13 protein-coding genes are annotated in these 12,680 nt (G+C 67.1%); 5 read left to right on the top strand and 8 right to left on the bottom strand.

Annotated elements, in window-relative coordinates:
- Positions 1-42 precede the first annotated feature (42 nt).
- The 7 genes from AC04MD_RS09800 to AC04MD_RS09770 are packed head-to-tail and all read right to left on the bottom strand — an operon-like array spanning position 43 to position 6,654.
- On the bottom strand, positions 43-2,064 hold the full coding sequence (locus AC04MD_RS09800) for a glycoside hydrolase family 97 protein (RefSeq protein ID WP_475497098.1): 2,022 nt from the start codon (positions 2,062-2,064) through the stop codon (positions 43-45).
- A gap of 45 nt (positions 2,065-2,109) precedes the next feature.
- Positions 2,110-3,288 carry a lipoprotein N-acyltransferase Lnb domain-containing protein gene (locus tag AC04MD_RS09795; RefSeq protein WP_475497097.1) on the bottom strand — a complete coding sequence of 393 codons (1,179 nt, stop codon included), beginning with the start codon at positions 3,286-3,288 and terminating at the stop codon, positions 2,110-2,112.
- Positions 3,281-4,156, bottom strand: coding sequence for an HlyC/CorC family transporter (locus AC04MD_RS09790; RefSeq protein ID WP_062351247.1), 876 nt, complete (start codon positions 4,154-4,156; stop codon positions 3,281-3,283). Before AC04MD_RS09790 ends, AC04MD_RS09795 begins: the two co-directional genes overlap by 8 nt.
- Positions 4,157-4,196: 40 nt before the next feature.
- Positions 4,197-4,781 carry a hypothetical protein gene (locus AC04MD_RS09785; protein WP_475497096.1) on the bottom strand — a complete coding sequence of 195 codons (585 nt, stop codon included), beginning with the start codon at positions 4,779-4,781 and terminating at the stop codon, positions 4,197-4,199.
- Positions 4,782-4,785: 4 nt separating this feature from the next.
- On the bottom strand, positions 4,786-5,274 hold the full coding sequence (gene ybeY, locus AC04MD_RS09780; RefSeq protein WP_475497095.1) for an rRNA maturation RNase YbeY: 489 nt from the start codon (positions 5,272-5,274) through the stop codon (positions 4,786-4,788).
- Positions 5,275-5,297: 23 nt separating this feature from the next.
- Positions 5,298-6,281 (bottom strand): PhoH family protein, encoded by a 984-nt coding sequence (locus tag AC04MD_RS09775; RefSeq protein ID WP_475497094.1) that lies wholly within the window; start codon positions 6,279-6,281, stop codon positions 5,298-5,300.
- A gap of 28 nt (positions 6,282-6,309) precedes the next feature.
- Positions 6,310-6,654: a hypothetical protein gene (locus AC04MD_RS09770; protein WP_475497093.1), complete on the bottom strand. Its 345-nt coding sequence runs from the start codon at positions 6,652-6,654 to the stop codon at positions 6,310-6,312.
- A 113-nt stretch (positions 6,655-6,767) separates the two neighbouring features.
- On the opposite strand from AC04MD_RS09770, the gene AC04MD_RS09765 reads away from it, so the two are divergent.
- Positions 6,768-7,205, top strand: a complete 438-nt coding sequence (locus AC04MD_RS09765; protein WP_475497092.1) for a hypothetical protein — start codon at positions 6,768-6,770, stop codon at positions 7,203-7,205.
- A 9-nt stretch (positions 7,206-7,214) separates the two neighbouring features.
- On the opposite strand, the gene miaB is transcribed toward AC04MD_RS09765, so the two are convergent.
- Positions 7,215-8,651, bottom strand: a complete 1,437-nt coding sequence (miaB, locus tag AC04MD_RS09760) for a tRNA (N6-isopentenyl adenosine(37)-C2)-methylthiotransferase MiaB (RefSeq protein ID WP_475497091.1) — start codon at positions 8,649-8,651, stop codon at positions 7,215-7,217.
- A 218-nt stretch (positions 8,652-8,869) separates the two neighbouring features.
- Between miaB and AC04MD_RS09755 the strand changes: the two genes are divergently transcribed.
- From AC04MD_RS09755 to AC04MD_RS09740, 4 genes are all read left to right on the top strand, one after another.
- A complete protein-coding gene (locus tag AC04MD_RS09755; RefSeq protein WP_475497090.1) occupies positions 8,870-9,766 on the top strand; it encodes a lytic transglycosylase domain-containing protein in 897 nt (298 codons plus the stop codon).
- A 168-nt stretch (positions 9,767-9,934) separates the two neighbouring features.
- Complete coding sequence (petA, locus tag AC04MD_RS09750) at positions 9,935-10,546, top strand: ubiquinol-cytochrome c reductase iron-sulfur subunit (protein WP_475497089.1); 612 nt, start codon at positions 9,935-9,937, stop codon at positions 10,544-10,546.
- A 3-nt stretch (positions 10,547-10,549) separates the two neighbouring features.
- The gene (locus AC04MD_RS09745; RefSeq protein WP_475497088.1) at positions 10,550-11,809 is read left to right on the top strand and encodes a cytochrome b; all 1,260 of its coding nucleotides are present in this window, start codon (positions 10,550-10,552) and stop codon (positions 11,807-11,809) included.
- The gene (locus tag AC04MD_RS09740) at positions 11,802-12,548 is read left to right on the top strand and encodes a cytochrome c1 (protein ID WP_475497087.1); all 747 of its coding nucleotides are present in this window, start codon (positions 11,802-11,804) and stop codon (positions 12,546-12,548) included. The genes AC04MD_RS09745 and AC04MD_RS09740 overlap by 8 nt, the downstream gene beginning before the upstream one ends.
- Positions 12,549-12,680: the final 132 nt, after the last annotated feature.

The raw sequence follows: 12,680 nt of genomic DNA, 5'->3' as shown, positions 1-12,680 counted from the left end.
AAAAGCATCGCGGGCATGGCCCGCTCCTACAGAGGCGTGCGATCACTGCGCCACGAAGCGGATCGCCTGCCCACCACCGGGCGCCAGCTTCAAGGTCAGCGTATCGCCGCGGGTCACGCTGCGCTCCTCGATCACGATGTCCTGGGGGGCGGTCTTCCAGTTGGCCTTGTCGCCGTCGCGGTAGATCTGCGCGGTGTAGCGGCGGCCTTCGTCGAGGAAGGTCAGGGGCACGCTCAGCGTGCGGCCATCCTCGTCGGTCAGCGATCCGAGGTACCAGTTGTCGCCGCCGCGCTCCTTGCGCGCGATAGTGACGTAGTCGCCGACTTCGCCGTTCAGCACGCGGGTGTCGTCCCAGTCGACCGGTACGTCCTTGATGAACTGGAATGGCGCCGGATTCTTCTCGTAGTTCTCCAGCAGGTCGGCGGCCATCTGCAGCGGGCTGTAGATCACCACGTACAGCGACAGCTGCTTCGCCCAGGTGGTGGCGATGCCATCGGTGGAGCGCGTCTTCATGCCGAAGATGCCGGGGGTGTAATCCATCGGGCCGGCCAGCAGGCGGGTGAACACCAGGTTGGCCTCGTGCTCCGGCGGATTGCCGGGCTGGCCCCAGGCGCTGAACTCCATGCCGCGCGCGCCCTCGCGCGTGATCCAGTTCGGATAGGTGCGGCGCAGGCCGCTGTCCTTGATCGGCTCGTGCGGATTGACCGCGATGTGGCGCTTCGCCGCTTCGGTGACCACCTTCAGGTGGTGGCGCGCCATGTCCTGGCCCTCGTGCCAGGCGTAGTGGCGCTTGCCGTCGGTGCCGGTGACCTTGGCCTGGCTGGCATCGGCGACGTAGCCCGTCTTCACCGCGGGCACGCCGACGCGCTTGTACAGGTCGAAGGCATCGCCCAGCTGCGTTTCGTAGTGGGCCGCATTGCCGGAGGTCTCGTGGTGGCCGATCAGCACGACGTTCTTCGAGCGCGCATAGGCGCTCAGCGCTTCCAGGTCGAAGTCGGGATACGATTTCGTGAAGCTGAAATCCTCGCCGTTGCCGAACCAGTCGCCGTCCCAGCCCACGTTCCAGCCTTCGACGAGCACGCCGCCGAAGCCGTGCTTGGCGGCGAAGTCGATGTGCTTGCGCACGTTCTCGTTGGTGGCGCCGTGCTTGGGACCGGAGGCCCAGCTCTTCAGCTCGAGGTGCATCTCCCACCACACGCCGACGTACTTCATCGGCTTCACCCACGACACGTCGCCGAGCGCGTTGGGCTCGTTGAGGTTGAGCGTCAGGCTGGACATCGCCAGGCCGGCCGCGTCGTCGCTGAGCAGCAGCGTGCGCCACGGCGTGTCGAACGGCGCGGCACGCACCACCTTGCCTTCGCCGATGCCCGGCGTCAGGTCGGCCTTCAGGCGTCGGTCCTCGACGCGGGTCAGGTTCATGCCGCTGTAGTCGACCAGCGACGCCTCATGGATCGACAGGTGACTGCCGTCCCCGAACTTGAAGGTGATCGGCGTCTGGGCGTCGCCGACCTGCTGCACCGGCGTGCGGTGGTACAGGTATTCCTCGCGGTTCCATTCGCCGGCCGGGATCCACCACGCCGTCGCATCACGGGCCAGCGAGAACTCGGTCAGCTCCTCGCCGATCTTCACCTGCTCCAGACCCGCCTGCTTCGGGAAGCGGTAGCGGAAGCCCACGCCGTCGTCGAACACGCGGAACACCACGTCGAACTGGCGGAACGGCTTGGCCTTTTCCTTCAGGGTGACGGTCAGTTCGTTGTAGTGGTTGCGGATATAGCGGCGTTCGCCCCAGGGCTGTTCCCAGGTTTCGTCGAAGCTGCGCGTGCGCGGCTGCACGATCTCGATGTTGCGCTCGAACTTCGGCGCGTCCAGCAGCAGGAAGCCCAGCCGCGATGGCGTGATGACCGCTTGCCCCTTGCGCGAGACCGCGTAGGCAGGGCGACCGTCGTTGTCGGTGGACAGGTCCACCACGATGGAACCATCGGGCGAGGCGACGCGGGGGCCGGGGCCGGCATGGGCCGATGCGGCGACGCCGAACACGGCAAGCAGGGAAAGAAGACGGAGCATGCGACCCTCGCGATAGGCAGAGGGCCGCATCGTGCGTGGCGTGGCTCAGCGCGACAAGCGGCGCGGCATGAATACGTATGCAAGCGCCAGGTGGATCGGCAGCAGCAGGGCGATCCAGGTCTGGTTGTACTGCAGCCGCAACGGCAGCCAGTGCAGGAACCACGCGCCCAATGCACCCACCGCGATGGCCACGAGCAGCCAGCCGAACCACGCCGGTGGCGTGCGGCGTCGCAGCACGGCAATTGCGCCGGGAATCAGCAGCACGCACAGCGGATTGAGCAGCAGCAGGTTGCGGTTCGCCCACGCTGCCCAGTGGTCGGTGAAGCCCCACAGATAGACCAGCAACGCACCACCGATGAAGCACACCAGCCAGAACGGCAGCGCCACGGCGACGAGCGCGCGCGGCCAGCGACGGCCGGCCAGCGCGACGGCGATGGCGATCAGTACGCCGGCGCCCAGCCATGGCAGCCAGCGGCGCGGGGTCTCGGCGGGCTCGGCCGCAAGGCGGTGCGGCAGCAGCTGCATCTCCGACTGCACCAGCGGACGGCCCGCAGCGTTCTTCGCCTCGCGCAGGCTGTCGGCCAGGCGCATCGGCACGTAGGCCTCCTCCCAGCGCGCCATCGGCTTGTCGGCGTTCGGGCCGAGACCGAGGTCGAAGCCCAGCCACATCCACGTCGCCGGCGATGCGAGTCGAACGGCTTCGCTGCGGAACGTGTTGCCGCGCGAGCGCCCGGCCAACTGCGACTTCAGCCGGCCACCGAGGGCGGCATCCAGCGCGTCGCGCACCTGGGTCGAGCAGTTGGAAGTGAAGTAGTCGTAGCGGTAGCGCGCGTTCTCGGGCTTGGCACGTTCGGCCAGCGCGTCCGCCAACGCCTGCGCCTGCGCGGGCTCGATGTCCAGCCACTGCAGCGACACGCCGCGCCCGCTGTCGCGGTACTGCATCAGGTCCTGCTCGAACGGCAGCGCGACCAGGTAATACATCATGTGGCCGCGGGCGAAGTTGCCGACGAAGTCGGACTCGCCCGGGTCGAAGAAGCCGAAGTTGTACGAGATCGCATCGCCGCTGGCGGGATCGACCACGACGATGGCGTTATGGCCGAAACGCTCGAAGAACACCTCGCCCGGCTGCATCGTCGCCACGCCGATCCGCGGTGCGGCCCATGCGCTCGCCGCCAGCAGCCACAGCACGCCCAGCAATGCCAGGCGCGCAGCCGCGTTACGCATCGGCCAGCACTCCGACGTGGAAGGCATGCACGCGGCGCGCATCGGCGCGCGCGACGCGGAACATGAAACGTCCCAGCGTCAGTTCCTCGCCGGTCTCCGGCAGGTGGCCGATGGCCGCGGTGATCAGGCCGCCGACGGTGTCGTACTCGTCGTCGAGGAAGTCGGCGCCGAAGCGCTCGTTGAAGTCGGCGATCGGCGTCAGCGCGTCCACCACGAACTGGCCGTCAGCCTGCGCCGCGATCAGCGCCGCACCGTCCTCGGCTTCGTCGTGCTCGTCGTCGATCTCGCCGACGATCTGCTCCAGCACGTCCTCGATGGTGACCAGGCCGGCCACCCCGCCGTACTCGTCCACGACGATCGCCATGTGGTTGCGCGAGAGCCGGAATTCCTTCAGCAGCAGGTTGAGCTTCTTCGATTCCGGGATCAGTACCGCCGGCCGCAGCAGCTCACGCACGCTGCCAGGCCCGTTGTCGGCGACGACGCCGCGCAGCAGGTCCTTGGCCAGCAGGATGCCGAGGATCTCGTCCTTGTTGTCGCCGTGTACCGGGAAGCGGGAGTGACCGGATTCCACCACATCCTTCATCAGGTCGAGGAAGCGCGCTTCCACCGGCAGGGAGACCATCTGCGCGCGCGGCACCATGACGTCGCCCACCGTGAGGTCGGCGACCGCAATGGCGCCTTCCATCATCTTGAGGGTATCGCCGCCGATCAGGCCGTCGGACTGCGCATCGCGCAGGATGGCCACCAGGTCGTCGCGTGTGCTGGGTTCGCCGGAGAACGCCGAACTGAGGCGGTCCAGCCAGGTGCGCCGTTTCTCCGACGGTTTGTCGGAGCCTTCCGGCGCGAGGGTACTGTCGTCTTCTGACATCTCGGGGGAGTGGTCGCCCGCAGGGGGCGTGGCGGCCAGTCTAACCCGGTTGGATGGCCGGCGCAGGCGTCGGCGCCTGGTCCCCGGCGTCGTCTTCCTCTTCGTCCTCGGGCACGTCCAGGCTGTAGCTGCAGCCGGCCAGGGTCTTGCCCGGGTGCGAGGAGACGTTGCTGACGTTGAGCACGGCCGAGTCGATCAGTGCCTTCCCGGTGGCGGGATCGCGGATATCCTCGCTGCGCACTTCCTTGCCGAACATGGCCTTGGCGGGCGTGTCGACCGCGGTCTCCAGCTCGAGCTGCCTCGCCAGCGGGCGCGGATCGGGCAGGTCGAGCACGGCGACGACACCGCCGCCGGAGAAGGCGACGTGGTTCGTGTCGTGCCCGAAGACCCGGATCGGGACGAGCAGGCGGTACTCGCTCATGAACATGTTCGCCTGCGGCAGCGGCTCCCAGCCCAGCGCGACCGCCTTCAACGGGTCTTCGAGCAGCGGGGCGAGCGCCGTGAGCTGGCCGAGGTCGCCGCGGCATTCGATCAGGGCGGCGAGGTCGGGCCGTGCTTCCTGCGCGGTGGAGGACAGCGGCAGGCACAGCGCCAGCAGCGGCGCGAAGATCGGGAGTCGCGTCATTCGCTCAGTCTTCCGCGTACGGGTCGGCGATACCGAGCTCGGTCAGGATCTCGCGTTCCAGCTGTTCCATGCACTCGGCTTCCTTGTCGTCCTCGTGGTCCCAGCCGAGCAGGTGCAGGGTGCCGTGCACGGTCATGTGCGCGTAGTGCGCGGCCAGTGGCTTCTTCTGCTCCTTCGCCTCGCGCGCCACCACGGGCGCGCAGATCACCAGGTCGCCCAGCAGCGGCATCTTCACGCACTTCGGCAGCTTGACGCCTTCGGCCATCTCGGCCGGAAAGCTCAGCACATTGGTCGCGTAGTCGCGGCCGCGGTAATGGCGGTTGAGCGCGCGGCCTTCCTTGCTGTCGACGATGCGGATGGCCAGATCCGCCTCGCGGATGCGGCCTTTCAACGCCGCCGCGACCCACTTGCGGAAACTCACCGCGGACGGAATGCCCGCGCGCGGCAGCGCGTAGTTGACGGCGACTTCGAGGCGGACGGGACCTTGGGTCATGATGTGCGTGGCTGGTGGGGGGATCAGGCAGGACCGGTTTCGAAATCCTTGCCGTCACGGGCATCGTAAGCCCGCACGATCTTCGCCACCAGCGGATGGCGCACGACGTCGCGGCTGGTGAAGAAGTTGAACGAGATGCCGTCCACCCCGCGCAGCACGTCCAACGCGTCCTTGAGGCCCGATTTCTGGTGCTTGGGCAGGTCGATCTGGGTCAGGTCGCCGGTGACGACGGCGGTGCTGCCGTAGCCGATGCGCGTCAGGAACATCTTCATCTGCTCGATGGTGGTGTTCTGCGCCTCGTCGAGGATCACGAACGCGTCGTTCAGCGTGCGCCCGCGCATGTAGGCCAGCGGCGCGATCTCGATGACGTTCTTCTCCAGCAGCTTGACCACCTTCTCCACGCCCAGCATCTCGTACAGCGCGTCGTACAGCGGGCGCAGGTAGGGATCGACCTTCTGGGTCAGGTCGCCGGGCAGGAAGCCGAGCTTCTCGCCGGCCTCCACCGCGGGGCGCACCAGGATCAGGCGCTGCACGCGCGATTCGTTCAGCGCCTCGACCGCACTGGCCACCGCCAGGAAGGTCTTGCCGGTACCGGCCGGGCCGATGCCGAAGTTGATGTCGTGGGTGGCGATGGCGTGCAGGTACTTCGCCTGGTTGGCGCCCCGGCCGCGCACCGTGCCGCGCTTGACCTTGATGGCCACGTCCTGCGGCTGGTAGTCCGCCTCGGCGATACGGTCGACGTTGGACGCGTTCAGGCGCAGGTGGATGGCCTCGCTGTCGAAGGTCTCGCTGGCGGTCTCCTCGTATAGCGCATGCAGCAGCTTCTCCGCTGCTGCGGCGGACTTCTCAGGCCCGGTGACGCGGAAGATGGCGCCGCGGTTGGCGATCTCCACGCCCAGGCGCAGTTCGATCTGGCGCAGGTGCGCGTCGAATGGCCCGGCCAGGTTGGCGAGGCGCTCGACGTTCTCGGGCTGCAGGGTGAATTCGTGTTGGCTGGGGACGGTCATGGGGTCGTGCGGTGTCTCGGATTCGGGATCAGTGGCGTGTCTGTTCGTCTGCGTCGTCCACCGGCCATTGGTGGAAGACATAGACCTCGTCGTCGACGAGGGCCTGGTCGAAGTGTTTTTCCTCGGGCGCGTCGTGGCGCTCGATCTGCAGGGGCTCGTCCTCCACCGCGATCACTTCCCAGCCCTGCTCGCGGACGAACTGGACCGCGCGGTGCATCGGGTCCGGGACGAAGCCCGGGCGCAGGTAGCAGGTGACGAACGCCCCGCCGGCCTCGACGAAATCGGGGCTCTCGGGCAGGGGACGGGCTTCCAGGGTGAACACCCACAGGCGCGGGCTATCCGGGGAAATGGCGGCGATTCCTGGCGAACTCAAGAGGAGTCGAAGCGTACCGCGTTGCTTGGAAAGGAAACATCAACGCCGGTCGGTACGCTGGCGGGACGGGGAGCGCGGGCTGATAGGCTTGCGGCCTGTCCGGGATGGGGAGCATGGCGATGGAGCAAACGGCGATCGGCGCGGCGGTGGACGCCATGTACGCGATGATCTCAGGCCCAGCCGGTCCGCGCGACTGGTCGTCGCAGGACGCGGTCTTCCATCCCGACTGCCGACAGATCCGCACCGGCGTCGATGCGGACGGCACACCGTGGCGCTTGTCGTTCACCCTGGCGGAGTACCGCGCCAATGCGGACGCACTGCTGGCGGAGATGGATTTCTTCGAGGTCGAGACCGGGCGCGAAATCCGTGTATTCGGCAACATCGCCCACGTCTGGAGCGCATACGAGGCGCGCACCGCGCCCGGCGATGCCGTGCCGGAGCGGCGCGGCATCAACAGCATCCAGCTTTACAAGGGCGAGGAGGGTTGGAAGATCATCCACATGATCTGGGGCAACGAACGCGACGGCGTGCCGCTGCCCGCCGTCGGCTGATCCACCGGCTCAGTCGGTGCCGGCGATGCGGCCGCGCAGCGAGTTGGACAGCGCCTCGGTAATCACCACGTCGACGAACTGGCCGACCAGCCGCGGATGGCCTGGGAAGTTCACCGAGCGCATGTTCTCGGTCTTGCCGGTCAGCTCGTTCGGGTTCTTCTTCGACGGGCCTTCCACCAGCACCGACTGCACCGTGCCGACCATGCGCTGCGAGATGCCGGCGGCGTAGGCATTGATGTGCTGCTGCAGCCGGTCGAGGCGCGCATGCTTCACGGCATCGGACGTGTCGTCTTCCAGGTCCGCCGCCGGCGTGCCGGGGCGGCGCGAATAGATGAAGCTGAAGCTCTGGTCGAAACCGACGTCCTCCAGCAGCTTCATCGTCTTCTCGAAGTCGGCATCGGTCTCGCCGGGGAAGCCGACGATGAAGTCAGAACTGATCGAGATGTCGGGCCGCACCGCGCGCAGCTTGCGGATCTTCTGCTTGAACTCCAGCGCCGTGTAGCCGCGCTTCATCGCCGACAACACACGGTCGCTGCCCGCCTGCACCGGCAGATGCAGGAAGTTCGCCAGCTGCGGCACGTCGCGGTACGCGTCCACCAGCGAGTCGCTGAACTCCAGCGGGTGCGAGGTGGTGAAACGGATGCGGCCGACGCCGTCGATCTCGGCGATGGTGCGGATCAGCAGGCCGAGGTCGGCGACTTCACCGTCACCGTACGGGCCGCGGTAGGCGTTGACGTTCTGGCCGAGCAGGTTGATCTCGCGTACGCCCTGGGCGGCCAACTGCGCCACTTCCACCAGCACATCCTCGAACGGCCGGCTGACTTCGGTGCCACGGGTATAGGGGACCACGCAGAACGAGCAGTACTTCGAGCAGCCTTCCATGATCGACACGAACGCCGACGGGCCTTCGGCGCGCGGCTCCGGCATGCGGTCGAACTTCTCGATCTCGGGGAAGCTGATGTCGACCTGCGGCCTGTTCTGCTCGCGGCGCGCGCGGATCAGTTCCGGCAGCCGATGCAGGGTCTGCGGACCGAACACCAGGTCCACGTAGGGCGCGCGTTTGACGATGGCTTCGCCTTCCTGCGAGGCCACGCAGCCGCCGACGCCGATGATGACGTCGCGGCCGCCGGCCTTCAGCGCCTTCCAGCGGCCGAGCTGGCTGAATACCTTCTCCTGCGCCTTCTCGCGGATGGAGCAGGTGTTGACCAGCACCACGTCGGCTTCTTCCGGGTTGTCGGTCAGCTCCAGCCCGTCGGAGGCGGCGAGCACGTCGGCCATCTTGGCCGAGTCGTACTCGTTCATCTGGCACCCGTGGGTCTTGATGTACAGCTTGCCTCGCACCTGGTCCGGCGCACGGGGGCGGCCGATGGGTAGCGGAACGAGGGCGGGGGCGGTCACGGCAGGGCTGGCCGTGGTCGGCAGTTCGGGGGCTTGCGTCCCGGTCATGGCGCTTAATCCAGTCGGGTGGGCGGGCAGGGCGGCGTAGTTTACGCGCTGCCGCGGCGGCCGGATGCCCGACCGGATGGCGTTGATAGGAGGTATCTGGCCCCGACCGGGCCGCCGTGCCGCCGATGCGTCGAACTCCGACCGGCCGCACAGATTGGAGGAAACCTTTGTTGGACAAGGACTTGGCAACCACCCGGGAATTCGGGACACTGCGCGGCATGAGGGGGACTCTGACGCTTCTGGCCATGCTGGCCGCGTTGACCGCACTGCCGGCCAGCGCGGGCACGCTGTACAAGTGCACCGGCGCCGACGGTGTGCCGGCCTATGTCAGCAAGCGCGTCAGCGGCGCCAGCTGCGAAGTCGTGAGCCGCTACACGCCCGACCGCAGTCGTCCGACCCAGGTCGCCTCCGTGTCCCGTCCGGCTGTCGCCACGCCGGCGATCGGGGCGGCCACCGCGCCCGCACTGTCTGATTCGGCCAGCGCCATCGTGCCGGCCGCCGTGCCGGCGCCCGCGCCTGCCGCGACGGGTCCGCGCCGCGTGGTCAGCGGACAGGTCTACTCCTATATCAAGGACGGCGTGCGCCACTACACCAGCGCGCGTCCGCAGGGCGGTACCCAGGTGGCCAGCCTGCGCACCATCAAGTACAGCTATATCGAGACCTGCTTCGCCTGCGGCAACCCGGGCGTCGACTTCGGTCGCCTGCGCCTGAACACCTCCGCCTACGCGGCCGAGATCGCCGCGGCGTCGCGCGAGTTCGGGGTGGAAGAATCGATCCTCCGCGCGATCATGCACGCCGAGTCCTCCTACAACCCGATGGCGCTCTCGCACGCCGGCGCGCAGGGCCTGATGCAGCTGATGCCGGCCACGGCGCGCCGTTTCGGCGTGACCGATTCCTACAACGCCGGCCAGAACATCCGTGGCGGCGCGCAGTACCTGGCCTGGCTGCTGAAGCGCTTCAACGGCAACCTGACCCTGGCCGCCGCCGGCTACAACGCGGGCGAAGGCGCGGTCGACCGTCACGGTGGCGTCCCGCCGTACAAGGAAACCCAGCGCTACGTCCAGCGCGTGGCCGTGCTGGCCGACCGTTACCGGCAGGCCGTCGCCGCGCGCTGAGTCGCGGCCGGCGCCTCCGGGCGCACGCAAGCCCTTGATTCCATGGCAGCCGTTGTCGGCCCATTAAGGCTTCCGTTACACTTTGCCGTCTTTTGCGGTCCGCGCCGATGTCTGGGCGTGCGGCCTTGGCAGCCTTTTTAGCTACCTGATTGTTTTTCGGAGTGCCGGATGGCCATCGATGGGGTCAATGGGCCTGTGAATACGGGCCGACGCCGGTTCCTGACTGCAACCACCGCGGTGGTGGGTGCAGTGGGTGCCGGTATTGCAGCAGTACCTTTTATCAAGTCGTGGAATCCGAGCGCCCGGGCCAAGCTGGCCGGCGCCCCGGTGACTGCCGATCTCACCGGTCTGCAGGAAGGTCAGCGCCTGATCCTGGAATGGCGCGGCCAGCCGATCTGGATCGTCAAGCGTTCCAAGGCGATCCTGGACGCGCTGCCCACGCTGGACGGCAACCTGCGCGACCCGCAGTCGGCCAACAAGGACCAGCAGCCGGCCTACATCACCGGTGAGACGCGCTCGCTGAAGCCGGAGATCTCCGTGCTGGTCGGCCTGTGCACCCACCTGGGCTGCTCGCCGGAAATGGCGGCCGAGATCAAGCCGGAACCGTACGACCCGAACTGGAAGGGCGGCTACTTCTGCCCCTGCCACAAGTCGCGCTTCGACATGGCCGGCCGCGTGTTCCAGGGCGTGCCTGCGCCGACCAACCTGGTGGTGCCGCCGCATTTCTACCAGGACGACAACACCATCGTGGTCGGCCTCGATCCGCAAGGGGGCGCGTAAGCCATGGCGAACATCATCACCCGTACCGCCGACGGCGTCGTGGACTGGTTCAACGCGCGCGCGCCGGGCTTCATGCCCGTGTACCGCAAGCACATGAGCGAGTACTACGCGCCCAAGAACTTCAACATCTGGTACATCTTCGGCGTGCTGTCGATCGTGGTGCTGGTCAACCAGATCCTGACCGGCATCTTCCTGACGATGCACTTCAAGCCGAGCGCGGCGGAAGCCTTCGCCTCGGTCGAATACATCATGCGCGACGTGGAGTGGGGCTGGCTGATCCGCTACATGCACAGCACCGGCGCCTCGCTGTTCTTCATCGTCGTCTACATCCACATGTTCCGCGGCCTGATGTACGGCTCGTACCAGAAGCCGCGCGAGCTGGTGTGGATCCTCGGCATGCTGATCTACCTAGTGCTGATGGCCGAAGCCTTCCTGGGCTACGTGCTGCCGTGGGGCCAGATGTCGTTCTGGGGCGCCAAGGTCATCATCTCGCTGTTCGGCGCCATCCCGGTGATCGGCAACGGCCTGACCGAGTGGATCATGGGCGACTACCTGCCCAGCGACGCCACGCTGAACCGCTTCTTCGCGCTGCACGTCATCGCGCTGCCGCTGGTGCTGCTGCTGCTGGTGGTGCTGCACATCTTCGCGCTGCACGAGGTCGGCTCGAACAACCCCGACGGCGTCGAGATCAAGAAGGGCCCGAAGGGCAACCGCTGGTCGCCGACCGCGCCGGCGGACGGCGTGCCGTTCCACCCGTACTACACGGTCAAGGACGGCTTCTACGTCGGCGGCTTCCTGATCCTCGCCGCGTTCATCGTGTTCTTCGCGCCCGCGATGGGCGGCTGGTTCCTCGAGCACGACAACTTCACCGAAGCCAACCGCCTGGTCACGCCGGAGCACATCAAGCCGGTGTGGTACTACACGCCGTACTACGCGATGTTGCGCGTGGTGCCGCACAAGCTGAGCGGCGTGCTGGTGATGTTCGGCGCCATCGCGATCCTGTTCCTGGTGCCGTGGCTGGACCGTGCGAAGGTGAAGTCCTACCGCTACCGTGGCGTGCTGTCCAAGGTGCTGCTGGGCGTGTTCGCGATCTGCTTCGTCTGGCTGGGCAAGATCGGCGCCGGTCCGGGTACGGATCCGGTGGAGACCATCGTCGGCCGCTTCCTGACCGCGTTCTACTTCCTGTTCTTCCTGACCATGCCGATCTGGACCAAGATCGACAAGACCAAGCCAGTGCCCGAGCGGGTGACGACGCATGACTAAGACTTTCGCCTCTCGCCTAGCTGTCTTCGCCAGCGGGTTGCTGATTTCGTTCTCCGTGTTCGCCGCCGGCGGCGGCGAGAAGCTGCAGGCCGGCAACGACCTGGGCGACCGCGCCTCGCTGCAGCGCGGTGCGCAGCTGTACATGAACTACTGCGCCGGCTGCCACTCGCTGAAGTACATGCGCTATTCGCGCATGGCCGAGGATCTGGGCCTGACCGAAGAGGAGGTGATGAAGAACCTCAACTTCACCGGCGCCAAGTTCGGCGAGCAGATCCAGGTGTCGATGCCGCACGACCCGGCCACCAAGTGGTTCGGCAAGATGCCGCCCGACCTGAGCGTCATCTCGCGCGTGCGTGGCAGCGACTGGATCTACACCTACCTCAAGTCGTTCTACCTGGACGAGTCGCGTCCGCTCGGCTGGAACAACAAGCTGTTCCCCAACGCGTCCATGCCCAACCCGCTGTGGGAACTGCAGGGCATGCAGCACGCCGAGTACGGCCAGCCCGACGCGGCCACGGGCGAGCGCCACGTGGAAAGCCTCAAGGTCACGCAGGCCGGTCGCCAGAACGCGCAGCAGTTCGACCAGACCGCGCGCGACATCACCAACTTCCTGGAGTATGTCGGCGAGCCGGCAGCCCTGAAGCGCCAGAGCATCGGCGTGTGGGTGATCCTGTTCCTCTCGGCGCTAACGTTCCTGGCCTACCTGCTGAAGCAGGAGTACTGGAAGGACGTCCACTAAGCGGCGTCGCGCGTCCGACGCCACGGAGCAGGCCGGAAGGCCTGCGCCGGCATGGGGAAAGCCAGTTGGGATTGCTTGGCTTTTTCCGGCGGGGATTGCACACTCAGGGACCGTGGCGACCGTCGGCAAGGG

The organism is Pseudoxanthomonas sp. LjRoot206, from assembly GCF_056175725.1.
The sequence above is the reverse complement of the archived record's forward strand: the minus strand, read 5'-3'. Positions and strand labels throughout refer to the sequence as shown.

Bases quoted from the DNA above. Each gene is read 5' to 3' on its own strand.
- AC04MD_RS09800 (WP_475497098.1), bottom strand. From the start codon at position 2,064: ATGCTCCGTCTTCTTTCCCTGCTTGCCGTGTTCGGCGTCGCCGCATCG.
- AC04MD_RS09795 (WP_475497097.1), bottom strand. From the start codon at position 3,288: ATGCGTAACGCGGCTGCGCGCCTGGCATTGCTGGGCGTGCTGTGGCTG.
- AC04MD_RS09790 (WP_062351247.1), bottom strand. From the start codon at position 4,156: ATGTCAGAAGACGACAGTACCCTCGCGCCGGAAGGCTCCGACAAACCG.
- AC04MD_RS09785 (WP_475497096.1), bottom strand. From the start codon at position 4,781: ATGACGCGACTCCCGATCTTCGCGCCGCTGCTGGCGCTGTGCCTGCCG.
- ybeY (WP_475497095.1), bottom strand. From the start codon at position 5,274: ATGACCCAAGGTCCCGTCCGCCTCGAAGTCGCCGTCAACTACGCGCTG.
- AC04MD_RS09775 (WP_475497094.1), bottom strand. From the start codon at position 6,281: ATGACCGTCCCCAGCCAACACGAATTCACCCTGCAGCCCGAGAACGTC.
- AC04MD_RS09765 (WP_475497092.1), top strand. From the start codon at position 6,768: ATGGCGATGGAGCAAACGGCGATCGGCGCGGCGGTGGACGCCATGTAC.
- miaB (WP_475497091.1), bottom strand. From the start codon at position 8,651: ATGACCGGGACGCAAGCCCCCGAACTGCCGACCACGGCCAGCCCTGCC.
- AC04MD_RS09755 (WP_475497090.1), top strand. From the start codon at position 8,870: ATGAGGGGGACTCTGACGCTTCTGGCCATGCTGGCCGCGTTGACCGCA.
- petA (WP_475497089.1), top strand. From the start codon at position 9,935: ATGGCCATCGATGGGGTCAATGGGCCTGTGAATACGGGCCGACGCCGG.
- AC04MD_RS09745 (WP_475497088.1), top strand. From the start codon at position 10,550: ATGGCGAACATCATCACCCGTACCGCCGACGGCGTCGTGGACTGGTTC.
- AC04MD_RS09740 (WP_475497087.1), top strand. From the start codon at position 11,802: ATGACTAAGACTTTCGCCTCTCGCCTAGCTGTCTTCGCCAGCGGGTTG.